Genomic DNA, 25,016 nt, shown 5'->3' on the forward strand with positions numbered 1-25,016 from the left:
CACACCGGTCGATTACGATCTGCTGACCGGCATCGACGCGCAGAAGAGCGCCTTGCTGGAGAATAGCCGTCGCCTGGCCGCTGGTCATGCCGCGCATGACGTGCTGCTGTGGGGCGCGCGCGGCACGGGCAAGTCGGCGGCGGTGGCGTCGGTCGTCGGCCGGTTGCAGCGCGAAGGGCAAGATATCGCCCTGCTGCAATGCGCGACCGATGCGCTGGCCAGCCTGCCTGCGCTGTTCGCGCTGTTGCGCGGCACCGACCGGCCGTTCATCCTGTTCCTCGATGACCTCGGCTTCGACGAGGGCGTGGGCGACGCCAGGACGTTGCGCTCATTGCTGCAGGGCGGGACGGCAGCGCGCCCGGCGCATGTCCGCCTCTATGTCACCTCCAACCGCCGCCACATCGTTCCCCGCCACCTGTCGGAGCAGGACGACCCGATCAACCCGCGCGACGTGGTGGACGACCGCATGGCGCTGTCCGACCGCTTCGGCCTCAGCCTTGGCTTCCACGCGCTCGACCAGGACGCCTATGTGGCGATCGTCAGCGGTTATGCGGCCAAGCTCGGCGTGGCATTCGACCCGCTGGAAGCGATCCAATGGTCGACCCAGCGCGGCAGCCGATCAGGCCGCGTCGCCTGGCAATATGTGGTCGAACTGGCCGGGCGGCACGGGCTAACGGTCTAACGACAAAACTATCCTCCCCTGGCAGGGGAGGTGGCTGGCCGCAGGCCAGACGGAGGGGTGTCGCCGTCTCGATAGCATGACACCCCTCCATCATCGCTACGCGCTGACGGTCTAGGCGCTATTGCGCCTTCGTCACCCGCCACACCACGCCGCCGACATCGTCGCTGACCAACAGCGCGCCCTTGGCGTCGGCGGTCACATCGACCGGACGACCGCGGGCATTGCCATCGGCATCCAGAAAGCCGGTCAAAACATCGACCGGCTTGGCCTTGCCCGCTTCGCCATCGGCAAAGCCCACGAACACGACCTTGTAACCCGCCGCCGGCTTGCGGTTCCAGCTGCCATGCAGGCCGACGAACGCGCCCTGGGCATAGGGTGCGCCCAGCGTCACCTTGTCAGCGAAAGTCAGCCCCAGCGGCGCGACATGATTGCCCAGCGCATAGTCCGGCCGCTTGGTATATTCGCGCAATTGCGGGCGCTGCGGCTGGACCCGGCGATCCTCATAACCGCCCCAATAATTCCACGGCCAGCCATAAAAGCCGCCAAATTCCACTCGCGTCAGATAATCGGGGACGAGATCGGCACCCAGCATGTCCCGTTCATTGACCACGCCCCACAGCGCGCCGCTCGTCGGTTCGAAGGCGAGGCCAACCGGATTGCGCAGGCCCGACGCGAAGATGCGATAGCTGCCATCCTTGGGATTGACCTCCAGCACCGACGCGCGGTTGGTCTCGGTCTCCATCCCGTTTTCGCCGATATTGCTATTGGACCCGACACCGACATAGAGCAGCCCATCAGGGCCAGCCGTCAGGCTGCGGGTCCAATGCATATTGGGGGCCTGGGCAGGCAGGTTCAGGATCTTGCGGCCCGCTACGCTGATCTTCAGGTCGCCCGGCTTATAGGGAAAGGCCATCAGCGCATCGCTATTCGCGACGTAAAGCATGTCGCCGACCAGCGCCATGCCATAGGGCGACTTGAGCCCGGTCAGGAACGCCGTCTTTGTCTCGGCGCGGCCATCGCCATCGGCGTCGCGTAACAGGGTGATGCGGTTGGCGGACGGATCGCCCGCGCCAGCCTTCGCCATCAGATAATTCATCACCCGCTGGACCATGCCGTCCTTGGGCCGGGGCGGGCTGTTGGTTTCGGCCACCAATATGTCGCCATTGGGCAGGCGCAGCATCGAGCGGGGATGGACAAGGCCATCGGCAAAGCGCGCCACGGCAAGCCCCTGCGCCGCGACCGGCTGTTCACCGCCGGTCCATGGCTTCACTTCGGCGATGTTGATCGTCGGGACCATCTCGCTGCGCGGCTTGGTGAAGACCGGTTCGCGCCCCGTATCCGCGCCGGGCGGCAGTTGCGACGTGTCCCCCTGCGCGAGGTAGAGGAACGCGCCGCCGGCTACGACGATGGCGATGAGGGGGAGGGCGATGACATGCTTGTTCATGCCTTCCCATCTATGTCGCCGTGCCGCGCCGGGCAAGGCGGATGGACGGGCTTATTTGCCGCGTTCGCGCAGCCATAGCAGCAGGGCAATGAGGATGCCGAGCGCCAGGCCCGACAGCAGGCCGATGCTGGGCTGTCCCATCAATCCGCCGGTGATCGCGCCGCCCAGGATCAGGAAAGCGATGATGGCGCCCGCGCCGGTGGGGTCTTTCTTGCGCTTCGTCATGCCCCGCCCTTGCCACGGCGCGGCGGCCAATGCCAGCGGCTTTGCGCGGCGATCCCGCCGGGACCGTTTCGGGACAGGCTGTGCCAGAGTGGAGCAGCCTGTCCCGCTCTGGGACTTGGCTAACGGCGCGTTCACGCTGCTAACCGGCCTCCCACGCCAAAGCAGGGAAATGGCACAGCAATTGAAGCACTTGTCCGAACAGCCTATCGCTATAATCGTCGGGGGATCATCATGCAGCTACCATATCTTTCGGATCGAAAGAGCTATGACGATGCGACCGAGCTGATGACGATATTCGGTGCCGATGCGGGCTATGAAGCCGCCGCCCGCGCCGACCGCAGCCTCGACCTTGGCAATCACATCCATTTTTGCCACTGGCGTCAGATCGAGCGGCTGATCGTCCTGTTGGCGGATGACCAGCCGATCGGCACCATTCACTGATAGACGGCGTTAGAGGCGCAGGCCGGCCGTTTCGGGCAGGCCCGCCAATATGTTGAGATTCTGCACCGCCGCACCGGCCGCGCCCTTGCCCAGATTATCGAGCGCCGCCACCAGCCGCGCCTGACCACTATCGGCATTGCCGAACACGAACAGCGCCAGCCGGTCGGTCGCGCCGACATGCTCCAGTTCGACCTGCCCCATCGCCGCGCTCTCGCTCAAGGACGCTACGCTGACCAGCGGCGACCCCGCATAGGCGTCCGCCAGAGCAGTATGCACCTTCTCCAGCGACGGCGCACCCGGCATGGCACGCAGTTGCAGCGGCACTTCCACCACCATGCCGCGATAGCCATTGGCGACGGCCGGCGCGAACAGCGGGGGATGGACCAGGCCCGAATAGCGGGTCATTTCCGGCACATGCTTATGCCCCAGGCCAAGGCCATAGGCGCGGAATGCGGTGGGCGCGCCGTCCGCGCCCTCATATTCGGCGATCATCGCCTTGCCGCCGCCCGAATAGCCCGATGCGCCTGACACGGTCACCGGCCAGTCGGCAGGCACCAGTCCCGCGAGCGTCAGCGGCCGGACCAGCGCCAGAAAACCGGTCGGCCAGCAACCCGGATTGGCGACGAAGCGCGAGGCTGCGAGCTTTTCGCGATGGCCCGGCTCCAGTTCGGGGAAGCCATAGGTCCACCCGTCCGCCACGCGATGCGCCGTCGACGCGTCGATCACCCGCGTATGATCATTGTCGATCAGCGCCACGGCCTCGCGCGCGGCGTCGTCGGGCAGGCACAGGATGACGATATCGGCCGCGTTCAGCGCATCGCGCCGCGCCGCCGCATCCTTGCGGTCCTTCTCATCCAGCGTGATCAGCGACAATTCGGGGCGTCCCGCCAACCGGTCGCCGATTTCGATGCCGGTCGTACCGACGCCGCCATCGATGAAGATAGTGTGGCTCATGCGCCGATCCTCCGCCGTGCGATAATGGGTTGGGCATGGTCGTCGGCCAATCGCGCGACGACATCGGCCAGCGGCTCCTTGACCACCGCCATCCAGTGCGCATTGGCGTGCAGCAACGTCTTGCCATCGGTCATGATGCCGACATGGCCCGGAAAGAAAATCAGGTCGCCCCGCCGCAACGCCGCGTCGCTTTCGATCGGCAGGCCGATGCCCTCGCATTGCAGGTCGGTGTCGCGCGGTACGGCGATGCCGCATTGGCCCAGTGCCGCCTGCACCAGCCCCGAACAGTCGATCCCGCGATGACCGCGTCCGCCCCACACATAGGGCTGGCCGAGATAGGCTTCGGCGACCGCGACCCAATCGCTGTCCGCTTCGCTGATCGCTTTGGCATGGCAGCTATGGATATAGCCTTCGGCGCAACTGATGAACGCGCCTTCGACTTCGCCGGTAAACTGCGCGCCCATCGGCCAATAGTCGAGCACCTGCGCCTTGATATCGGGCTTGCGAAACAGCGGCGCGGTCTGCGCGGTGATGCGGTGGGTCACCGTTTCGGCGACGTCCAGCGCCTCGCGCCGGATATAGCCGACATAGCCGTCATGACCGCAAAAGCCCCAGGCCCAGTCGGTCATTACGTCGAGCGCATGGAATGTCTCGCCGCGCAACAATTCGGTCACGGCTTCGGCGCTGGGGGAGGGGGCCGACAGGATTGGCGTGCCCGGCATCACGCAGGTAAAGGGCACCGCGCGCGCATAATGGGCGGAAAAGAGAATACCCGCCAAAGCCAGGTCGGCGAGATCGCCGCGCGCGGCGTGGATACGGCGGTCAAGCGCGACCGAACGGCCATCCAGCTTGAACCGGCTTCTTTCAGACGGTGCGTTCCGCTTTGCTGTTGTCGTGCCTATCATCGCGCGCGGTTCCTGCGATGAAATGATGAAAGGCGTCAAGGAATTCCGCCCCTTTTGGGGTCCGGGTGATGAAAATATTGCGCCGGTCGGCCACATCGCGCTCGCGGCGGAGATAGCCGAGCGCCGATAATTTGTTCAGCGCGCGGGTGATGACGGGCTTGGACACATGCAACGCTTCGGCCAAGCCGCGCACCGTATGCGGCCCGGCGCCGATATAGACGGTCATCATCAACGCCATCTGCCGGTTGGTGAGGTCGGGTTTGCCCGACCGGACATAATCCACCAGCGTCCGCATCCATTGGCGGAGCGGCTGAACTCCGGGGCGTTCAATGGCGGCAACCTGATCTTGTGCTGTGTGGACGTTCATGCGGGCTTAACGCACGATGCCCAATCGGGTTGCGTAACGGTCCTGCGGAATGTGACGCTTTACTTAGCGGGCTGGTAACGCTGCTGTAACAGCTTGAACGCGGCGCGCAGCCCCAGCGCCTCGCCGCCCTTGGGGCGACCGGGCTTGGTCGACGGCCGCCAGGCGAAGGTGTCGAGATGCAGCCAGGGCGTTTCTTCCGGCACGAAGCGCTGCAGGAACAAAGCGGCGGTGATCGCCCCTGCAAATCCGCCTTCGCCCGCATTGTTGATATCGGCGATGTCGGACTTCAACATATCCGCATAGCCCTCCCACAGGGGCAGCCGCCAGGTCGGATCATCCACGTCGGACCCCGCCTGCGCCATGTCGGCGGCCAGCCGGTCGTCATTGGCGAACAGCGCGGGCAGGTCCGGCCCGACCGCGATTCGCGCCGCGCCGGTCAGCGTCGCAAAGTCGACGATCAGTTCGGGCTTCTCCTCCGCCGCACGGGCCAGCGCATCGCCCAGCACCAGCCGCCCTTCGGCATCGGTATTGCCGATCTCGACCGTCAGCCCCTTGCGGCTGCGCAATATGTCGCCGGGCCGGAAAGCATTGCCGCTGATCGCATTTTCCGCCGCCGGGATCAGCAGGTGCAACCGCACCGGCAACCGCGCCGCCATGATGAGCTGCGCCAGCGCCAGCGCATGCGCCGCGCCGCCCATATCCTTCTTCATCAGGCGCATGCCCGACGAGGGTTTGATGTCCAGGCCACCGCTGTCGAAGCTGATGCCCTTGCCGACGATGGCGATGCGCGGCGCGGCCGGATCGCCCCAGTTGAGTTCGATCAAGCGCGGGGCGAAGTGCCGGTCGGCGGCCCGCCCGACCGCGTGAATCATCGGATAGCCATGCGCCAGCGCATCGCCGCGCGTCACCACGACCGTCGCGCCAAAGGGCTTGGCGACCGCTTCCGTCGCCGCTTCCAGTTCGGCCGGCCCCATATCGGCAGCGGGCGTATTGACCATATCCCGCACCAGCGCGACCGCCCGCGCCAGATCGACCGCAGGCACAATGCGCGCGACATCGCTGGTCAGCAATTGGCGCGGTCCCACCGGAACATCCTCGCGGCGGTAGCGGTCGAACCGATGCTGCCCCAGCATCCATCCCAGCATCGCCGCACCGGGCGATCCTTCCGCCAGGCGATAGCGTCCTTCGGGCAAGGTCTCGGCGAGGCGCGCCAGGCACCAGGGACCAAGCGCCGCCTTGTCCGCCACCCCGGCCACGACCATCCAGTCGCCGTCCCGCTCACCCGGCAGGATCGCCATCTCCTGCGGCTTGGCCCGGAATTTCTGCGCTGCCAGCAGCGCGCGACTCTGTTCCGGGCGGGTCGCCAGCCAAGCGTCCAGCGCCTTGGCGTCGACCAGATGGATCGGATGGGCGGGCTGCCCCGTGTCGGCTTTGATGCAGTCGGCAAAATCGGTCATGGCAGGCATGTAAGGGAAAGCGCCGAGCCAAGGGAAGGCGTAATTTATTCGTCGCCCCAACCGCACGGTCGGCCCTTTCTTCCTTTGCACTATCGCGCGCGCGCGCCTAGTTTCGAAGCCATAACCACAGCCAAGGAGAGTGACGATGCTTCATGCAGACGATCGTGGCCTACAGGCCCTTCGCGCGCGCGCCTACACGCTCGCGGAAACAGGATATTTCGAAAATATCCGCGCCGTCGAACAGGCGCTGATCGCCGAGGGCTGGCCCAATGCCGCCCAAGCGCTGGACAGCGAATATGCCCGCAAGGCGGTCGGCGAACGCTGCCGCATGGCGCAGGCGCATTGATGCGGCGGGCGCACGCACCAAGTGGCCTGATCGCGCTGTTGCTGGTTGCAGCCTGCGCCCCGTCGTCCGACGCCCCCGTCGGCAATGCTGCCGAAAATGAAGCGGCCGCCCGCTATGCCGACCGCATGGCGGGCACGCCGCCCCCCGCGCCGCCATCCAAGCCCTTTGCGGTCAAGGAAGCGGCGGGCGGCCTGGAATTCGCTTATGCCTATCCCGCGGAGGCCGCCGCCGTCCCTGCGCTGGTCGATAAATTCGCGCGCGACATGGCCGCGACCAAGGCCGACGCGCTGAAAATGGCGAAGGAGGACAGCGCGGCGGCAAAAGAGTCGGGCTATCCCTTCCGCCCGCACAGCCTGGAAACAGAGTGGAACGTTGCAGCCGACACGCCGCGCTTCCTCGCGCTACAGTCGCAAACCTATGTCTATACCGGCGGCGCCCATGGGATGACCGGCTATGACGCCGTGCTGTGGGACAAGGCGCGCAAACAGGAGAGCAGCGTCAAGGCGCTGATGACCTCGCCCGCCGCCTTCTCCACCGCGATCCGCGATCGTTTCTGCGCCATACTCGACCAGCAACGCGCCGAAAAACGCGGCGCGCCCGTCGTGCGCGGCGACGATGACTTCACCCAATGTATCGACCCGATGGAGCAGGTGCTGGTGCCGACATCGAAGGACGGCAAGCTGATCGACGGCCTGACCGTGGTGGTCGGCCCCTATAGCGCCGGTCCCTATGCCGAGGGCAGCTATGAAGTCGCCCTGCCGGTGGACGCAGCGATGCGCAACGCGATCAAACCGGACTATCGCGATGCCTTCGTGGCGGTAGATTAGGCTAGCGCCCTTCCCAATCCTCCCCTGGCAGGGGAGGTGTCAGCGCGTAGCGATGACGGAGGGGTGTTGCCCTCTCGATAGGGTGACACCCCTCCGGCTGGCCTTCGGCCATCCACCTCCCCTTAAAGGGGAGGATTGGCATGGTTGGCTAAACCCTAAACCGGCACGCCATAAAGATCATGCTCATCGGCATCCTCGATCAGCACGTCGAAAATATCGCCCGCCTTTCGCCCTTCGCCGACATCGCGCAAAAACACATTGCCGTCGATTTCCGGCGCGTCGGCCTGTGACCGGGCGGTCGCGCCGATGCTGCCATCCTCCTCGTCCGCTTCGCCCACTTCATCGACGATCACCGGCAGCACGCGCCCGACCTTGGCCGCCAGCTTCGCGGCGCTGATCGCGGCGGTCTTTGCCATGATCCGTTGATAGCGTTCTTCCTTGACCGCTTCCGGCACCGCGCCGGGCAGGGCGTTGGCCGCAGCCCCCTCGACCGGTTCGAAGCGGAAGGCGCCGACGCGGTCGAGTTGCGCCTCGTCCAGCCAATCGAGCAGATATTGGAAATCGGCTTCGGTCTCGCCCGGAAAGCCGACGACGAAACTCGACCGGATCGTGATGTCGGGGCAGATGGCGCGCCATTTATGGATGCGGTCCAGCACCTTGGCTTCATTGGCCGGGCGCTTCATCGCCTTCAGCACCGACGGCGATGCGTGCTGGAACGGAATGTCGAGATAGGGCGTCAGCAGCCCGTCGGCCATCAACGGAATGACCTGATCGACATGGGGGTAGGGGTAGACATAGTGCAGCCGCACCCAGGGCGCTTTCCCGTCCGCGTCCCGCAATTGTCCCAGTTCGCGCGCCATGTCGGTCATATGCGCGCGCACCTCGCGGCCCTTCCACTGGCGCGGCTCATGCCGGGTATCGACGCCATAGGCCGACGTATCCTGGCTGATGACCAGCAATTCCTTGGTCCCCGCCGACACCAGCTTTTCCGCCTCGCGCAGCACCGCGTCGATGCGCCGCGACACCAGGTCGCCGCGGATCGAGGGGATGATGCAGAAGGAGCAGCGATGGTTGCAGCCTTCGCTGATCTTCAAATAGCTATAATGGCGCGGCGTCAGTTTGAGGCCACCTTCGGGCACCAGGTCGACAAAGGCGTTGGGGATCGGCGGCGATGCATCATGCACCGCATTGACGACTTGCTCATATTGATGCGCGCCGGTGACGGCCAGCACCTGCGGGAATTTCGCGCGGATCAGATCCGCCTCGTCCCCCATGCAGCCGGTGACGATGACGCGACCATTTTCGGCCATTGCCTCGCCAATGGCTTCGAGCGATTCTTCCTTCGCCGAATCGAGAAAGCCGCAGGTGTTGACCAGCACGACATCGGCCCCGGCATAATCGGCCGACATCTGATAGCCGTCCGACCGCAGCTTGGTGAGGATGCGTTCGGAGTCGACCAGGTTTTTCGGACAGCCGAGCGAAACCATGCCGATCTTCGGCGCGTCAGGAAATTTGGTTGCCATGATGGTCGCGCACATAGGGATTTGCGCGCCAAATGTCACGCGCCGCCATCAAGCCGCTATCAGCCAGTCCGGTTACGGCCGGTCCTGGCCGTCGCCCTCGGCGATTTCGATGATCAGGTCACCACTTTGCAGGCTCTTGGCCTCCGGCTCCCAAAAGCCGATCGGCCGGTCGTCGCGATAGATACGCACGCCAAGGCCGGTGCTAACGGCGGAGAGCGGCTTGCCGATTTCCTCCGGGAACACCGGTCGTTCGTTCAACCGCACGCGCCCGCCCGATGCCGCCAGATCAGCCATATAATCGGCGATATGCTTGCCGCTGGTGCTGCCCGCCATCAACAGTCCGGCAAAGCTGACCGGATTGATGACGGTGGTCGCGCCTGCCTGCCGTGCGGGCAATTCATTATCTTCGTTGCGCACCACGATGCTGATCGGAATGCGCGGGGCCAGATGCCGCGCCGTCAGCGTGATGAGGATCGACGTGTCGTCGCGCCCGGCCGACACGATCATGCTGCGCGCCCGGTGGATCGCCACATCCTTCAGCACGCTGTCGCGGGTCGAATCGCCGCACAACACATTGCACCCCTTGGACTCGGCCAGTTCCAGCGCCTTGTCGCTGCCGTCGATCACCACGATCTCGCGCGGATTGGTGCCGCGCGCCAGCAATTCGCGCACCGCTTCCTGCCCACTGGTGCCGAAACCGGTGACGACGATATGATTGTGCAGATCGGCCTGAATACGTGCCATGCGCCACCTGTAGAGGATATTGCGGAGGAAGAGATTATAGGCCGTGCCCAGAAAGATGAGCCAGACGAACAGTCGGATCGGCGTAACGAATAAGGCTTCGAACAGCCGCGCTTCGGGCGTGACCGGAACGATGTCGCCATAGCCAACGGTCGTCACGGTGACCGTCGTGAAATACAGCACGTCGATGAAGCTGATATGATCGTCGAGATTGTCCTTCAACCCATCGCGGCCGATCCAGTGCAGCCCCAGCACCAGCGCGATCAGCCCGAACACCAGCCCGACGCGCCAGCTGATGTCGACCCACATCGGCATCGACGAACGCCGCCGCAGGAAACCCTCGGTACTGGGGGAGGCTGCGCGCGGCTTGACGTTCATGGCGTCGGCAACTGGGTGAGGGGGTTCACGGGCACCCGGTCCTTGCGCAGTTCGAAATGCAGCTTGGGCTGGCTGGCATAGCCGGTATCGCCGGTCAGGCCGATCACCTGGCCCCGCGTCACCTTCTGCCCGCGCACGACATCGACCCGGCTGGCATGGCCATAGGCGCTCACCCAGCCGCTGCCATGGTTGATCAGCACCAGCCCGCCGAACACCGCCACCTTGTCCCCGGCATAGGCGACCACGCCATCGGCGCTGGCCTTGATCGGGGTGCCATCGGCCACCCCAATGTCGATACCGTTATTCTTCGCGCCACTGGCGCCGGGGCCAAAGCGCGAGACGATGCTGCCCTTGACCGGCCAGGCGAAGCGGCCGGTCAGGCGGCTCGGCTGGGCGATCGGCACATTGCTCGGCAGCGGGCGCGGCGTGGCTGACGCCACCGCCACCGGAGCATTCTCCGCCGCCGCAGGCTGGCCCCCGGTCAGCACGTCATCAATGTCGATGCGAAAGGCGGCGGCGCGCTGTTCCAGGTCGGGCGCGCTTGCAGGCGTATTGCCGGGCAGCAGCAGGCGGCGTCCGCGCCGCAGCGTATAAGGCTCTTCCAGCCCGTTGAGCGCGACGATCTGGCTCCACGGCACGCCATAGGCAGCGGCGATCGCGATCCCCGTCTCGCCCTCCGCCACCAGATGATAGCGGCCGCCGGGAATGGACAAGGCCTGTCCCACGCGCAGGGCGAAGGGCGGGGTCAGCCCATTGACCCGCGCGATCATTTCCGATCCAGCGCCGGTACGGTTGCCGATGCCGCGCAGCGTATCGCCCGGCTGCACGACATAGCGCGATGCCGTCACCGTCTGCGCATTGGCGACCACTTGCTGCGCGGACCATACCGGTTCCTGCTCGACCAGTTCCACGCTCGATGCATCGGCGTCCAGCCGTGGCGGCGGCGTGTCGCCACCCGTGCGGGTGCTTTCGGTCGGGATGCAGCCGCTCAGCAGCAAGAGGACAAAAGGTAAGTGCGCGCGCGACATCGACGCCTGTCTATCGCATTGCCGACAACTTGCCATCCCCCTGTTCCGGCCTCGTCCGGTCAGGCGGAAAAGGCGGCGGCGGTCACCGCCATGGCGCTGTCCTGCGTCAGGTCATAATGCAGCGGCGTCACCGTGATATAGCCCTCCGCTATCGCCGCCAGATCGCTGCCTTCGGGCACCGCATCGCTGCTGCCCAGCGAGAACCAATAATAGCGATAGCCGCGCGGGTCGGTGCCCTCGACGATCTTGGTGCGATCGACATCGTGAAAGCCCTGCCGCACTACGCGGATGCCCTTGATCGCGTCGGGGTCGATCGCCGGGAAATTGACGTTGAACAACATGCGCGGGGTCACGGGCAGCGCGATCAGCGGGCGCAGCACCTTCTCACCCCAGGCTTCCGCCGCGGCGAACGGCACATCGTCGCCCATCCCCGATCGGGCATAGACCTGGCTCAGCGCGATGGACCGTATGCCCGAAATCGTCCCCTCCATCGCGGCAGCGACCGTGCCCGAATAGGTCACGTCCTCGGCCAGATTGGCCCCGCGATTGACGCCCGACAATATGAGGTCGGGCTTGGCATCCTTCATCAGATGCCCCACCGCCATCATCACCGCGTCGGTCGGGGTGCCAGTGACGCTATAATGGCGCTCGCCATGTTTGCGGATGCGCAGCGGCCGCGTCAGCGTCAGGCTATGCCCCGCCCCCGACTGCTCCTCGCTCGGCGCGACGATCCAGATATCATCGGACAATGTCCGCGCGATCGCCTCCAACACCTTGAGGCCGGGCGCATGCACGCCATCATCATTGGTCAAAAGGATACGCATAGCCAAAAAAACTCCCAAAATCCGTTCGGTTCGAGCTTGTCGAGAACGCAGCGCGCCGTTCTCGACAAGCTCGAACCGAACGGAGGTTGTTTACCGCGGCTCCAACACCGTCACCCCACCCATATACGGCACCAACACCTCCGGCACGATCACGCTGCCATCGGCCTGCTGATAATTTTCCAGCACCGCCACCAGCGTCCGCCCGACCGCCAGCCCTGACCCATTGAGCGTATGCAGGAAGCGCGTCTGCTTCTCACCCTCCGGCTTGTAGCGCGCATTCATGCGCCGCGCCTGGAAGTCGCCGCAGTTGGAGACGGAGCTGATCTCGCGATAGGTTTCCTGGCTTGGCAGCCAGACTTCCAGATCCCATGTCTTACGCGCGCCAAAGCCCATGTCGCCGGTGCACAGCAGCATTTTCCGATAGGGCAGGGCGAGCGCCTGGAGGATGCCCTCCGCCGCCGCGCACATGCGGTCATGCTCGGCTTCCGACTCGTCGGGCGCGCAGATGGTCACCAGTTCGACCTTCTCGAACTGATGCTGGCGAATAAACCCGCGCGTATCGCGCCCCGCCGAACCCGCTTCGGACCGAAAACAGGGGGTCAGCGCCGTCAGCCGCACCGGCAACTCGGCCAGCGGCACGATCTGGTCGGCCACCAGATTGGTGAGCGACACTTCGGCGGTGGGGATCAGCCAGCGGCCGTCCGTCGTGCGGAACAGGTCTTCGGCGAACTTCGGCAATTGTCCAGTGCCGAACAGCGCTTCATCCCGCACCAGCAACGGCAGATTGGTTTCCTCATAGCCATTCACGCCGGTCTGCGTATCCAGCATAAACTGCGCCAACGCTCGATGCAGCCGCGCCATCTGCCCGCGCAGCGCGGTAAAGCGCGCCCCCGACAGTTTCGCGCCGCCCTCGAAATCCAGCCCCAGCGCCGGGCCGAAATCGGCATGGTCCTGCGGCGCGAACTCGAAGGCGCGCGGCGTGCCCCAGCGGCTCACCTCGACATTGGCGTCCTCATCCGCCCCCTCCGGCACGTCGTCGGCGGGCAGGTTGGGGATCGCGGCCAGCATTGCCGTCAGCGCGTCGCCCAATTCGCGCTCCTGCGCTTCCAGCGCAGGCGTGCCATCCTTGAGCGCCGCCACTTCGGTTTTCAGCGCCTCGGCCTTGTCCTTGTCGCCAGCCGCCATGGCCTGGCCGATCAGCTTGCTCGCCTCGTTGCGGCGGGCCTGGCCGACCTGCAACTGGGTCTTGATCGCCCGGCTTTGCTCATCGAGCGCCAATATCTGCGCGGACAGGGGGGCGGCTCCGCGCCGGGCAAGGCCAGCGTCGAAAGCGGCGGGATTTTCGCGGATGAAACGGATGTCGTGCATGGCCAGTCCTATGCCGCCCTGCGATCGGCCACGCAACCCTGCGCGCTGTCATCCGTTACAGGACTATCCCCTGAAAAAGAGAGAAGGAAAAGGCGATGCAAATAGATCCAGGCGCACTTGTGCTGGTAGCCGACGGCCGCAAGATGTTGTTTTTCCGTAACAAGGGCGATGCCGCCATCCCTAATCTGGAAACGGAACAGGTCGAAAAGCAGGACAACCCGGCCGATCGCGATCAGGGCACCGATACGCCCGGCCGCGCCTTCAACTCGGTTGGCGGTCATCGCAGCGCCATGTCGGAAACCAATTTCCACGATCTGGAGGAAGACCGGTTCGCCGCGCAGGCCGCCGACATCCTCAAGCATCGCGCCTTTGCCAACGACTATGAAAAGCTGATCATCGTCGCACCGCCCGGCACGCTGGGCGAAATGCGCAAACATTATCACAAGGAAGTGCAGGACCGCTTGGCCGGCGAGATCGCCAAGGATCTGGTCAATCATCCGATCGCCGACATCGAAAAGATCATCGCCGACAATTGATCCCGCGCTGACGGCACACATACGAAAAGGGCGGCCTCCGATACCGGAAGCCGCCCTTTTTCGTGACCTGTGTTGGAAGCGTCAGGCCGCGGCCTGCGCCTTGCGATCGGCAAAGCGACGACGGGCGACCAGCGCGACGGCGGCCGCGCCGAACAGCAGCACCATCGGCGGGGCGGGGACATCGGTGCCGCCCGTACTGCTCGACCCACCGCTGGACGAGGAACTGCTCGACGACGCGCTGCTCGACGATGTCGAGGACGACGTGCTGCCGGTGCTGCCAAAGCTGGACGAGCCACCCGACGACGAGGATGAACTGCCCGACGAGGAGCTGCTCGAAGACCCGCTGCTGCCACTGCTGCCGCCGGTCGAACCGGGATGATCCGGCTTGTCGGGCTTGCCGCCGCTCGATCCACCCGAACTGCTGGAGGAGGAGCTGGACGAAGAGGACGACGAGCTGGAACTGGACGAGGACGAGCTGCTGCTGACGCCCGACGATGTCGAGACGTTACCGCTCGACGTGGACACGTTGCCGCTGGACGTCGAAACGCCACCGGTCGAGGTCGAAACGCCCCCGGTCGATGTAGACACGCCGCCTGTGGAGGTCGAAACGCCGCCGGTGGACGTGGACACGCCGCCGGTCGTCGAACTGGTCGAGCTGCTGATGCCGCCGGTCGAGCTGCTGGTCGAGGAGATCACGACCGAACCCCCGCCGCTGCCGCCACCGCCGCCACCGAAGAAGCCGCCCATGAAACCGCCGCCGCCAAATCCGCCGCCGCCGCCCATCACGATCGGCACGGCACCGCCGCCGCCCGACATCATCGGCATTTCTGCCGGTGCCATCGGGATGGGAGCGAGCAGGGGGATGGGCGCCTGCTGGCTGGTGACGGTCACCGTCTGGGGCGCGCAGGTCATGGCGGTCTTCACCACCTTGCGTTTCACCGTCCGCACGGCATAGCGCTTCTTGGGTGCAGCCTTGGTGCTTTTGGAACTATGGACCACTGCCGGGCGCGCGCTTTCGGCCACATGGACGGCACCGCCGCCAATGATCGCGCCGCCGCTGGTGCAGGCGCATAATTTAGCCAATGCCATCCGTACCGACATAGGTTCCACTCTTCTTTTATGTTACCTTGCCGCCCGCTACCGGCAAATCCGGAAAACAGGCTGGCGGGTATTCCCTATCCGCAACAACGCAAAATAAAGCGTTAACTGCAACGGCGTTAACCCTCAATAGCAGCCGCCTGTCGAGCGGTAATCCATATTTTTGCGAAGCGATATGGTTAACGTCCCACTATGGAACGCCCCTTGGGGGATGAGTAAAGAGCGAGCCGACGACTCCATCCTTCAGGCGATGCGCAAAAATCCGCCCTCCCGCATGCGAGTCTCTGGAATGGCCGCTTGTGTCGCTGCCAGCCGATGGCTATGAGCGCCCCCACTGCATTATCACGGGCGACCGGTCGTTCAAACGCCGGGGCCTTGCGAGTCGGAGAGCCAACATGGCATCGGTCCTAAATTCCGATAAAGACGGTGAAAAACCGCCCAAATCGACTGTAACGCTTCCCGCCGACTATCGTCCTTCGCCCGACGAAGAGTTTATGAACCCACTCCAGCTGGAATATTTCCGCCAGCGGCTGTGGACCTGGAAGAAGCAGATACTAGCAGATTCGGAAGGCACGCTCGCCGTCCTTCAGAACGAACCGCTCCGCGAACCCGACCTTAACGACCGCGCATCGAGCGAGACCGACTGGTCGATCGAACTGCGCACCCGGGACCGCCAGCGCAAGCTCATTTCGAAGATCGAAGCCGCGCTCCGCCGGATCGACGATGGCGAATATGGTTACTGCGAAGTCACGGGCGAGCCGATCTCGCTGGGCCGCCTGGAAGCGCGGCCGATCGCCACGATGACGGTCGAAGCGCAGGAACGGCATGAACGCCACGAAAAAATCTCCCGCGACGATTAACGGTTTTTCCATCCCTCGCGCGTAGACATTTGTCATTCTACTGACATTTTACGCGCAGGTTGGATGATGAACGACGAACGGAATATCGCTGATCGGGGACCGGCACGCACAGCGCCGCGCGACAGCCTGTTCCTGCTCACCAGCTTTGCCACGCCCGAAGGCGCGCCGCTGGGCAAGGCCCGCATCCGCAACCTGTCCGCCACCGGCCTGATGGCCGATTGCGAGCGCGCCATACCGGCCGATGCCAAGGTCGAATTTGAATTGCGCGGCGTCGGCAAGGTCAGCGGCGTGGTCGCCTGGTCGCGCGACGACAAGATCGGCATCGCCTTCGACGCGCCGATCGATCCGCAACTGGCACGCAAGCCTGTATCGACCAGCAATCAGCAGGGGCTGCCTGACTATCTGCGCACCAATCCCCTTCTGCGCCGTTGACGTCCCGGCGCCCCACGGCGCGCCTCACAATCGCATAAAATAGCCCCGCTCATCCTCATGGATGCGGGGCGTTTTGCTTTTCGGGGTCTTGAATGCAGGCCTGGGGTGAGGTCGGATCGGCAGTCGGACGCTGCCGGACCCTGACCTCCTCCCTGGCGAAGATGCGGCTTAATGCTTGGCCGACATCTCCTCCTTCAGCCGCAATTTCTGCTTTTTGAGCGAAGCCACCAACGTGGCGTCGGGCATGGGCCGACTCGTTTCGGCCTTGATTCGGGCATCAAGGCCGGCATGCTTTGCCGAAAGAGCGGAAATATGGCTGTTCTCCATGACATTCTCCTTACGAGGGGTGATGGACGTAGAAGTAAATCATGATTCGCCCGCCTTGTCTCGCGTCGATTCGGGCTTTGCGATGGTCGCGCGAAAATTTGCGATGGCCCGCATGGGCTCGCCCGGCTATCAGTCCACCATCTGCCACGTTTTTGGATGCAAGGGAGCGCCGTGAGCCGGGAAGACATCATGCGCCGACTGGAACTGTTGCGGGTGGAGCATCGCGATCTCGATACGGCCATCGCCGCGCTGGTCGATAGCGGCGGCGGCGACCAGATGCAGGTCGCGCGGCTGAAAAAGCGCAAGCTGCGGCTGCGCGATGAAATCGCCCAACTGGAAGACGAACTGGTGCCCGACATCATCGCCTGATCGTGCAATTATGGTTAACGTCGCGCTAACCGATCATAATTGGGACAGGACGCCAAAACGGGCGCAATGTCGGGCCTGACAAGGTTGCAAATTCATGTCAGTGATCGCCCATGCCCAGTGCAATATCTCTTGATCGCGGCCTGCATCGCGGCCTCGTGGACGGCCTTTACCTCGAAGCTATGTTGATGGCCGACGAGGCCCGATCCTATTTTGACGGCTGCGACGTAAGGGAAGACGGCATGGACGATCCGCTCCGCCGGGTCGCCTTCGCCTGCGAATCGCTCAAGGTGACGACCCGGCTGATGCACATCATCGCCTGGCTGCTCAGCCAGCGCGCCTGGCAACGCGGTGAAATCAGCGATGCGGACCTCTCCGATGAGAAATATCGGCTGGGCCGGGCCAGCGAAAGCGATCCGCTGCTGGTGGCGACCTTCCCCTTCGCCGCGCGCGCGCTGATCGAGGCGAGCCATGATCTGTACGACCGGGTGGCGCGGTTGCAGGATCGGCTCGACCGCATGACCGGTTCGCTCGCCATGCCGATGATCAACCCCGCGCGCGCCTTGCTGGATCGTCTCAACACCGCCTTCTGACGTCGGCCATCGATGCGGCTCGATCCTGGCCCGGCGCAATTCGCGATAAATAGCGACGAATCCCCGTTTCAACGGCGCTATGGGACTGGCGCTTGGGCCAGCATCTGGTCTAGACCCGCGCCATGACCCATGGTTTGCGGACCCGACGCCGCTTTGCTGGCCGCCCGCAAGCCGCCCGGCTCCTTCTTGCGCCACTGCTGCTCGCCGCCCCGTGCGCTGCGTGGGCGCAGGATGCGTCGCCGCCGCCCACCGTCCCCGACGGCACTATGTCGGACGTCGATACCCAGCTCGACGCCATGCCCGACATCGGTCTCGACTGGCCGGACCTGGGCCAGGCCGATACGGTCGTACCGCTGCCCGCCGATCCCGCCGATGTGCAGACCGCGGCGCCGGACATGCCCGCCCCCATTGTCGCCCCCGACGCCGAACCGGAAGAAGCCGTCGCCGCCTTTGCCGAAATCGGCAAGGAACGCCGCTATACCGTCACACTGAACGGCATCGACGCCATCACCGACGCGCAGTTTAAGCTGCGCTTCGATGAACTGTCGGTCCTGCGCCAGGGCGAGAACAAGGCCGCCAACCTCGCGCAGATCAACCGCCGCATCAAGGAAGACAGCGACCTGCTGGATCGGCTGCTGCGGGCCAAGGGCTATTATGCCGCGCGCATCCGCGGTGCCGTCGCCGCCCCGCCAGCGGGCAGCGATCGGCTCGCCGTGCGGTTTGCCATCACGCCCGGCACCCAATATCTGCTCGCCTCGGTCGATGTCGCGGGCCTCGCCGAAACCGCCAGCCGCGAACCGACGCTGCGCGCCGCCTTCCCGCCCAAGGTCGGCGACCCGGTCGATGCCGACAAGATCCTCGAAGGGCGCGACGCGCTCGCCACCGCCTTGTCGGAAAGCGGTTATCCTTTCGCCAAGGTGGACGAACCCGAAGTGCGGATCGACCATGAGGAACGACAGGGCGACCTCGACCTCATCGTCACGCCCGGCGGCTATCGCACCTTCGGCGCGATCCGCCTGAGCAATGCGGAATTGTTCGGCGCCCGCCATGTCCAGAATATCGCCCGCTTCGATCCGGGCGACCCCTATATGGCCTCCGATGTGGAGGATCTGCGCCGCGCCATCGTCGCGACCGGCCTGGTGTCATCGGTGACGCTAAAGCCGACCGATGCCGGCGATGGCGAACATGTCGACCTGGCGATCGATGTCCGCCCCGCACCGCTGCGCACGATCGCGGGGGAACTGGGCTATGGTACGGGCGAGGGCTATCGCGCCGAAGTCAGCTGGCAGCATCGCAATTTCTTCCCGCCCGAAGGCGCCGTCACGGTGCGCGGCGTCATCGGCACGCAGGAACAGACCGCCTCCTTCACCTATCGCCGCAATAATTTCCGCCGCCGCGACAATGTGCTGACCGGCCTGCTGTCGGTCAGCAATATCCGGCGCGACGCCTATGACGCGCGGACCGTCACCCTGTCCGGCGCGCTGGAGCGGACGACCAACATCCTGTTCCAGAAAAATTGGGTATGGCGCGTCGGCGCGGAAGTCATAGCGTCGGATGAAGCGGATGCCTTTTCGGGCGGTTCACGCCGTACCTTCCTCATCGGCGCGGTGCCGCTCAGCCTCACTTATGACGGTAGCGACGACCTGCTCAACCCGACCAAGGGCTTTCGCCTCGGCGGCCGGATCAGCCCCGAACTCTCCTTTCAGGACGAAACCTTCGGCTATGCCAAGGTGCAGCTCGACGGCAGCCTCTATCAGCCGGTGGGCGAAAAGCTGGTGGTCGCCGCGCGCGCTCGCTTCGGCAGCATCCTTGGCTCGACCGTCGAACAGATCGCGCCGTCGCGCCGTTTCTATGCAGGCGGTGGCGCATCGGTGCGCGGCTATGGCTATCAGGCGATCGGTCCGCGCTTCGGCGAGGATGACAATCCCGTCGGCGGCAAGAGCCTCGCGGAATTTTCGCTGGAGGCGCGGGTGCGCTTCGGCAATTTCGGCGTTGTGCCCTTTATCGACGCAGGCAATATCTCAACGAGCTTCCTGCCGCGCTTCCGCGACCTGCGCATCGGCACCGGCCTTGGCCTGCGCTATTACAGCAATTTCGGCCCGATCCGCGTCGATGTCGGCACGCCGATCAATCCGCAATCGGGTGATCCCAAGATCGCCGTCTATGTCTCGCTCGGTCAGGCCTTCTGATGACGGACGAAGCTCCCACCCCCATCCCCATAACCGCCGCGCCGATCCGACGCCGCGCCTGGGACGGGCGCTGGCAACGCTGGGTCGCGGGGCTGCTCGCGGCGCTGCTGCTGATCGTGGCGGGATCGCTCGCCTGGCTCGATACCGGGTCGGGGCATCGCTTCCTCGTGTCGCGCATCGCGACCATCAAGTCCCGGTCCGGCCTGCAGATCAGCGTCGGCCGGATCGACGGCAGCATCTATCGCAAGGCGGTCCTGCATGACCTGGTCCTGTCCGACCCCAAGGGCCGCTTCTTCGATGCGCCCAGGGTCGAACTGGAATGGTGGCCCTTCGCCTGGCTCTCAAACCGGCTGGATATCGACCGGCTGGTGATCCCGCGCGCCACCCTGCACAAACTGCCCAAACTCAACCCGACCCAGCGGCAGGGACCGATCCTGCCCGGCTTCGACATTCGCCTGATGCAGTTTTCGGTCGGCCAACTGGCGATCGCGCCCGGCATCACGGGCCGCGCCCAGACCGCGACCATCGCGGGCGACGCTGATATTCGCGGCGGCCGCGCGATCATCGATCTGGCCGCGCGCACCCTCGATGGCCGCGACGCGCTCAGTATCGCGCTCGACAGCCGCCCCGACGATGATCGCTTCCGCCTCGACGTTACCGTCAACGCGCCCAAGGGCGGCGTGCTGGCGACGATGGCGGGGCTCACACAGGATGGCAATCTGCGCATCGGTGGCAAGGGTAGCTGGACCCAGTGGGACGGCCGCCTGTCCGCCACGCTGGACGCTGCCCCCGCCGCCGATTTCGTCCTCGCCGCGCGCAGCGGCGCCTATTCGGCGCGCGGCACGGTCGAGGGGTCGGCCATCGCCGGGGGCAGCCTCATCCAGCGTCTGTCCTCGCCCCGTCTGACCGTGCGTGCCAACGGCACCTTGGTCGACCGGGTAATCGACGGCACCGCCTCGCTGCGCTCCGCCGCGATCGATCTCAGCGCTGACGGCGCGATCGACCTGCGCAATAATGCGCTCGACAATATGCGGCTCGACCTCACACTCGCCCGCCCCGAAGCACTACTCAAGACGATGCGCGGACGCGATGTCGTCGCCAAGATCCGCCTCGATGGCCCGCTGTCGCAGCTTGGCTATGAATATCTGCTCACCGCGCGCGAACTGACGTTCGACAAGGCCCGCATCAGCGACGTGCGCGCCGAGGGCAAGGGGCGCACGGTCGGGTCCGGCTCGACCTTGATCCCGCTGCGCCTGCGCGCGCGCCGCCTGGACGGGCAGGGCGATCTGGTCGAAGGCATCGTGCGCAATTTCGCGCTCGACGGCGTGCTGCAACTCAACGGGCAGCAGATCGTCAGCAACCCGATGGACCTGCGCTCCGACAAGCTGCGTGGCAAGCTCACCGTCCTCGCTGATCTCAAGACCGGCCGTTATGATATGGGCCTGGATGGCCAGATCGTCGGCCTCGCGATCCGCGGCTTCGGGGTGGTCGATGTCACCTCCAAATTGCGCGCCATGCCGCGCGCCGACGGCGGCTTTGGCCTCAGCGGCAGCGCGGCGGCACGGGTGCGGCGGCTGGACAATGATTTCCTGCGCACATTGGGCGGCGGGCTGCCCACGGCGCGCAGCGACCTGACGCTGCGCCCGGATGGCACGCTGGCGCTCACCAACATGCGGCTCGCCGCGCCATTGCTGACGCTGGCGGGCAATGGCGTGCGCTTTCGCGACGGCACGCTCCATCTGGAGGGCAAGGGGCAGCATGATCAATATGGCCCGCTCACCCTGACGCTCGACGGCAATATCGAACGGCCGACGATCGACCTGATGCTCGCCCGGCCCATGGATGCGCTCGGCCTGCGCGATGTCCATGCCCATCTCATCCCCGACGCCAATGGCTATAGCTATACGGCGGAGGGCGGATCGACGCTCGGCCCCTTCACCGGGCGCGGCGTCATCCTGCTGCCCCAGGGCGGGCAGGCGGTCGTGCGCGTCGCCAATCTCGCCGTGTCGGGCGTCACCGCCAGCGGCGACATCCGCCCCGTCACCGGCGGCCTCGACGGCCAGTTGGCGGTCAGCGGTCCCGTCACCGGCTATGTCGGCTTCAAGCCGGTGGGCGACATCCAGCAAGTCCAGCTCAAACTGACCGCCAACGGCGCCAGTTTCGAGGGGCCGACAATCATCACCGTGCGGCGCGGCACGCTCGACGCGACGATCCTGCTCGATCCGTCAGGCACCACGCTCAAGGCGACGGCGCAGGCGCGCGGGCTGCGCGTCGGCGGCGTGCTGGTCGGTCGCTTCGCCGCCAATGCCGATCTGGTCGATGGGCGTGGCACCATCCGCGGCAGCCTGTCGGGCCAGCGCGGCCGCCTGTTCGAATTGCAGGGGGAGGCGCAGGTCGATGCCGATCGCATCCGCGTCACCGCTGGCGGCACGATCGACAAACGCCCGATCCGGCTGACCCGCGCGGCGTTGCTGACCCGCACCGACGATGGCTGGCGCCTGTCGCCCGCGACGATCAGCTATGCGGGCGGGTCGTTGCAGCTTTCGGGCGAACTGGGCGCGACCGCCAATCATATCGAAGCGCGCATGGACAAGCTGCCGCTCGGCCTGCTCGATATCGCCTATGACAATCTGGGGCTGGGCGGTATCGCCACCGGTTCGCTCAGCTATGCGCAGCCGCGCGGCGGCCTGCCCACCGGCACGGCGGAATTGCGCCTGCGCGGCCTGTCGCGCTCCGGCCTGTCGCTCAGCTCGCGTCCGGTCGATGTCGGCGTCAATGCGGCGCTGGGCGCAGATCGCCTCGCCACCCGCATGGTGTTCGTCGCCGATGGCAAGACGATCGGCCGGGGCCAGGCGCTGCTTACCCCGCTTGGCCGCACCGGCAACCTGGTCGAACGGCTGAACGCCGCCCCCTTGTTCGCGCAGCTACGCTATAGCGGCGCGGCCGATACGCTGTGGCGGCTGACCGGGGTGGAGATCGTCGACATGGGCGGCCCGGTCAACGTCTCCGCCGACATGCGCGGGACGCTGGGCGATCCCCGCATCACCGGCACCTTCGCCACCGACAATAGCACGATCAACAGCCCGGTCACCGGCATGCGGCTGGCCAAGGTCAAGGCACGCGGCCGCTTCTCCGGCGCGCAACTCGTCATTTCCAGCTTCGCCGCCGCGTCGCAAAATGGTGGATCGGTCACCGGCACCGGCCGCTTCACCTTCAACGGCATAGCGGGCGTCGGCATGGACCTGGCGATGCAGGCGGACAATGCCGCGCTGCTGGAGCGCGACGATATCGCCGCGACCGTCACCGGCCCCATCACCCTGCGATCCGATGGCACGGGTGGGACGATCGGCGGCGATGTCATCCTCAACAAGAGCCGCTTCACGCTGGGCCGCGCCGCCGCCGTCGCCGCCATCCCCGAATTGCGCGTCGTTGAAATCAACCGGCGTGGCGAGGAAATCGAAACGCTCCGCACCAATGTCCCCTGGGCACTGGCGATCAAGGCGCGCGCACGCAACCGCCTGACCGTCACGGGCCTTGGCCTCGACAGCGAATGGCGCGCGGACCTGGACCTTGGCGGCACCGTCACCAACCCGGCCATTGCCGGGCGTGCCGAGCTGGTGCGTGGCAATTATGAATTTGCCGGCCGCCGCTTCGAACTGCGCGAAGGCCGCATCCAGTTCGATGGCAGGACGCCGACCAACCCGACGCTCGACATCGACGCTGTCGCCGATGTCAGCGACCTGACCGCCACCATCCATGTCGGCGGCACCGGCCTCAAACCCGACATAACCTTCAACAGCATCCCCGCTTTGCCGCAGGACGAACTGCTCTCGCGCATCCTGTTCGGCACCTCGATCACCAACCTGTCCGCGCCCGAAGCGCTGCAACTCGCCTCGGCGGTCGGCTCGCTCCAGGGCGGCGGCGGGCTCGACCCGATCAACGCCGTGCGCAAGGCAGCGGGGCTCGACCGGCTGCGCATCATCGCCGCCGATCCGACCCAGGGGCAGGGCACGTCGATCGCTGCGGGCAAATATCTCACCCGCAAAACCTATGTCGAGTTGATCACCGACGGGCAGGGCTATTCCGCCACCCGCATCGAATATCAGGTCACCCGCTGGCTCTCGCTATTGGGGGCCATCTCGACGCTGGGCCGCCAGAGCGCCAACGTCCGCGTGTCGCGGGATTATTAAGCCATGACCAAGTCCCGCATCGACGCTGCCGCTGCGATCAGCGTCATGGACCTGTTCACCATCGGCATCGGCCCGTCCAGCTCGCATACGGTCGGCCCGATGCGCGCCGCGCGCCTGTTCATGGTCTCTCTCCCGGCGCAGCCGGTGCGGGTGTCGTGCGATCTCTATGGCTCGCTCGCGCTGACCGGGCGCGGCCATGCCACCGATACCGCGATCCTGCTCGGCCTGTCGGGCTATAGCCCCGAAGCGCTCGACCCCGACGCCATCCCCGCCATTCTCGCCGCCATCCGCACCGACGGCCGCATCCGCGCGGGCAGCGCCCACGACCAATGGATCGCGTTCGAAGAAGCGCGCGACCTGATCTTCCACATGGGCGAATTTCTCGAAGCGCATAGCAATGGCATGCGCTTCACCGCCTGGCTCGACGGGCAAAGCGAGCCGCTGGTGCGCGACTATTATTCGATCGGCGGCGGCGCGGTTCTGCCCGGCGAGCGCGTCGCCGACGACGCGCCGCTCGGCCATAATGTCGTCCAGCCCTATCCCTTCTCGTCTGGCGCGGAGATGCTGGCGCAGGGCGAGGCGACCGGCCTCTCCATCGCCACCCTCGTCCTGCGCAACGAAGGCGCGTGGCGCACCCAGGCGGAAACCGACGCTTTCCTCGACAGCGTGATCGACGCGATGAGCGCCTCGATCGACCGCGGCCTGCAGCAGGAGGGGCTACTCCCCGGCGGCCTCAAGGTCCGCCGCCGCGCCCGCGCCATCCATCAGCGGCTGCGCCTGCAACAGGACGCGCTTGGCCCGGCGCAGATTTTCGAATGGGTCAGCCTGTTCGCGCTGGCCGTGAATGAGGAAAATGCCGCCGGTGGCCGCGTCGTCACCGCGCCCACCAATGGCGCGGCGGGCGTCATCCCCGCC

At 65.6% G+C, this 25,016-nt stretch carries 27 protein-coding genes; 15 read left to right on the top strand and 12 right to left on the bottom strand.

Features of this window, described 5'->3' with window-relative positions; genetic code table 11:
• On the top strand, positions 1-682 hold a 682-nt coding region (locus tag IL54_RS25125; RefSeq protein ID WP_076605629.1), incomplete at its 5' end, for an ATP-binding protein.
• Positions 683-800: 118 nt separating this feature from the next.
• Here IL54_RS25125 and IL54_RS19955 read toward each other — a convergent pair.
• Entirely contained in the window at positions 801-2,126 is a 1,326-nt protein-coding gene (locus IL54_RS19955) for a PQQ-dependent sugar dehydrogenase (protein ID WP_037479841.1), read from the bottom strand.
• 51 nt (positions 2,127-2,177) lie between these two features.
• Complete coding sequence (locus tag IL54_RS25130; protein ID WP_171899197.1) at positions 2,178-2,351, bottom strand: hypothetical protein; 174 nt, start codon at positions 2,349-2,351, stop codon at positions 2,178-2,180.
• 231 nt (positions 2,352-2,582) lie between these two features.
• On the opposite strand from IL54_RS25130, the gene IL54_RS19960 reads away from it, so the two are divergent.
• Complete coding sequence (locus IL54_RS19960; RefSeq protein WP_037479844.1) at positions 2,583-2,792, top strand: hypothetical protein; 210 nt, start codon at positions 2,583-2,585, stop codon at positions 2,790-2,792.
• 9 nt (positions 2,793-2,801) lie between these two features.
• Here the strand turns inward: IL54_RS19960 and argC are convergent, their stop codons facing one another.
• From argC to IL54_RS19980, 4 genes are read right to left on the bottom strand one after another with little or no spacing between them, the layout of a single operon-like run.
• Positions 2,802-3,746: an N-acetyl-gamma-glutamyl-phosphate reductase gene (gene argC, locus IL54_RS19965; RefSeq protein WP_037479846.1), complete on the bottom strand. Its 945-nt coding sequence runs from the start codon at positions 3,744-3,746 to the stop codon at positions 2,802-2,804.
• Complete coding sequence (locus IL54_RS19970) at positions 3,743-4,651, bottom strand: C40 family peptidase (RefSeq protein WP_037479848.1); 909 nt, start codon at positions 4,649-4,651, stop codon at positions 3,743-3,745. Before IL54_RS19970 ends, argC begins: the two co-directional genes overlap by 4 nt.
• Entirely contained in the window at positions 4,611-5,018 is a 408-nt protein-coding gene (locus tag IL54_RS19975; RefSeq protein ID WP_037479851.1) for a MarR family winged helix-turn-helix transcriptional regulator, read from the bottom strand. Before IL54_RS19975 ends, IL54_RS19970 begins: the two co-directional genes overlap by 41 nt.
• 59 nt (positions 5,019-5,077) lie before the next feature.
• Complete coding sequence (locus tag IL54_RS19980; protein WP_037480562.1) at positions 5,078-6,475, bottom strand: leucyl aminopeptidase family protein; 1,398 nt, start codon at positions 6,473-6,475, stop codon at positions 5,078-5,080.
• Between the two features lie 145 nt (positions 6,476-6,620).
• On the opposite strand from IL54_RS19980, the gene IL54_RS19985 reads away from it, so the two are divergent.
• On the top strand, positions 6,621-6,821 hold the full coding sequence (locus IL54_RS19985) for a hypothetical protein (protein ID WP_037479854.1): 201 nt from the start codon (positions 6,621-6,623) through the stop codon (positions 6,819-6,821).
• Complete coding sequence (locus IL54_RS19990) at positions 6,821-7,648, top strand: DUF4163 domain-containing protein (RefSeq protein ID WP_037479856.1); 828 nt, start codon at positions 6,821-6,823, stop codon at positions 7,646-7,648. Before IL54_RS19985 ends, IL54_RS19990 begins: the two co-directional genes overlap by 1 nt.
• A 155-nt stretch (positions 7,649-7,803) precedes the next feature.
• Here IL54_RS19990 and rimO read toward each other — a convergent pair whose 3' ends face one another.
• From rimO to serS, 5 genes are all read right to left on the bottom strand, one after another.
• Positions 7,804-9,186: a 30S ribosomal protein S12 methylthiotransferase RimO gene (gene rimO / locus IL54_RS19995; protein WP_193378925.1), complete on the bottom strand. Its 1,383-nt coding sequence runs from the start codon at positions 9,184-9,186 to the stop codon at positions 7,804-7,806.
• 57 nt (positions 9,187-9,243) lie between these two features.
• Positions 9,244-10,290, bottom strand: coding sequence for a potassium channel family protein (locus tag IL54_RS20000; RefSeq protein ID WP_037479861.1), 1,047 nt, complete (start codon positions 10,288-10,290; stop codon positions 9,244-9,246).
• Entirely contained in the window at positions 10,287-11,318 is a 1,032-nt protein-coding gene (locus IL54_RS20005; protein ID WP_037479863.1) for a M23 family metallopeptidase, read from the bottom strand. Before IL54_RS20005 ends, IL54_RS20000 begins: the two co-directional genes overlap by 4 nt.
• A 59-nt stretch (positions 11,319-11,377) precedes the next feature.
• Positions 11,378-12,142, bottom strand: coding sequence for a 5'/3'-nucleotidase SurE (surE, locus tag IL54_RS20010; protein WP_037479866.1), 765 nt, complete (start codon positions 12,140-12,142; stop codon positions 11,378-11,380).
• 90 nt (positions 12,143-12,232) lie between these two features.
• Positions 12,233-13,510 (bottom strand): serine--tRNA ligase, encoded by a 1,278-nt coding sequence (serS, locus tag IL54_RS20015; RefSeq protein ID WP_037479869.1) that lies wholly within the window; start codon positions 13,508-13,510, stop codon positions 12,233-12,235.
• 95 nt (positions 13,511-13,605) lie between these two features.
• On the opposite strand from serS, the gene IL54_RS20020 reads away from it, so the two are divergent.
• From IL54_RS20020 to IL54_RS20040, 6 genes are all read left to right on the top strand, one after another.
• The gene (locus IL54_RS20020; RefSeq protein ID WP_037479872.1) at positions 13,606-14,046 is read left to right on the top strand and encodes a host attachment family protein; all 441 of its coding nucleotides are present in this window, start codon (positions 13,606-13,608) and stop codon (positions 14,044-14,046) included.
• Positions 14,047-14,146: 100 nt separating this feature from the next.
• Positions 14,147-14,425 (top strand): hypothetical protein, encoded by a 279-nt coding sequence (locus IL54_RS24710; RefSeq protein ID WP_162182258.1) that lies wholly within the window; start codon positions 14,147-14,149, stop codon positions 14,423-14,425.
• 6 nt (positions 14,426-14,431) lie between these two features.
• Entirely contained in the window at positions 14,432-15,001 is a 570-nt protein-coding gene (locus IL54_RS20030; RefSeq protein ID WP_037480568.1) for a hypothetical protein, read from the top strand.
• An 87-nt stretch (positions 15,002-15,088) separates the two neighbouring features.
• On the top strand, positions 15,089-15,244 hold the full coding sequence (locus IL54_RS24410; RefSeq protein WP_162182260.1) for a hypothetical protein: 156 nt from the start codon (positions 15,089-15,091) through the stop codon (positions 15,242-15,244).
• 295 nt (positions 15,245-15,539) lie between these two features.
• The gene (dksA, locus tag IL54_RS20035; RefSeq protein WP_037479876.1) at positions 15,540-16,004 is read left to right on the top strand and encodes an RNA polymerase-binding protein DksA; all 465 of its coding nucleotides are present in this window, start codon (positions 15,540-15,542) and stop codon (positions 16,002-16,004) included.
• Positions 16,005-16,070: 66 nt separating this feature from the next.
• A complete protein-coding gene (locus IL54_RS20040) occupies positions 16,071-16,436 on the top strand; it encodes a PilZ domain-containing protein (RefSeq protein WP_037480571.1) in 366 nt (121 codons plus the stop codon).
• 168 nt (positions 16,437-16,604) lie between these two features.
• Here the strand turns inward: IL54_RS20040 and IL54_RS23450 are convergent, their stop codons facing one another.
• Entirely contained in the window at positions 16,605-16,763 is a 159-nt protein-coding gene (locus IL54_RS23450) for a YdcH family protein (RefSeq protein ID WP_069064823.1), read from the bottom strand.
• Positions 16,764-16,952: 189 nt separating this feature from the next.
• On the opposite strand from IL54_RS23450, the gene IL54_RS20045 reads away from it, so the two are divergent.
• The 5 genes from IL54_RS20045 to IL54_RS20065 form a co-directional block, all read left to right on the top strand.
• Positions 16,953-17,132: a YdcH family protein gene (locus IL54_RS20045; RefSeq protein ID WP_037480573.1), complete on the top strand. Its 180-nt coding sequence runs from the start codon at positions 16,953-16,955 to the stop codon at positions 17,130-17,132.
• A gap of 110 nt (positions 17,133-17,242) precedes the next feature.
• Positions 17,243-17,722, top strand: a complete 480-nt coding sequence (locus tag IL54_RS20050) for a DUF1465 family protein (protein ID WP_037479878.1) — start codon at positions 17,243-17,245, stop codon at positions 17,720-17,722.
• Between the two features lie 122 nt (positions 17,723-17,844).
• Positions 17,845-19,911: an autotransporter assembly complex protein TamA gene (locus tag IL54_RS20055; RefSeq protein ID WP_081913139.1), complete on the top strand. Its 2,067-nt coding sequence runs from the start codon at positions 17,845-17,847 to the stop codon at positions 19,909-19,911.
• On the top strand, positions 19,911-24,101 hold the full coding sequence (locus tag IL54_RS20060; RefSeq protein ID WP_037479881.1) for a translocation/assembly module TamB domain-containing protein: 4,191 nt from the start codon (positions 19,911-19,913) through the stop codon (positions 24,099-24,101). The genes IL54_RS20055 and IL54_RS20060 overlap by 1 nt, the downstream gene beginning before the upstream one ends.
• A 3-nt stretch (positions 24,102-24,104) precedes the next feature.
• Positions 24,105-25,016 (top strand): serine dehydratase beta chain (locus IL54_RS20065; protein ID WP_037480577.1); only part of this gene is annotated, 912 nt, incomplete at its 3' end.

Source organism: Sphingobium sp. ba1, assembly GCF_000743655.1.
Taxonomy (GTDB): domain Bacteria; phylum Pseudomonadota; class Alphaproteobacteria; order Sphingomonadales; family Sphingomonadaceae; genus Sphingobium.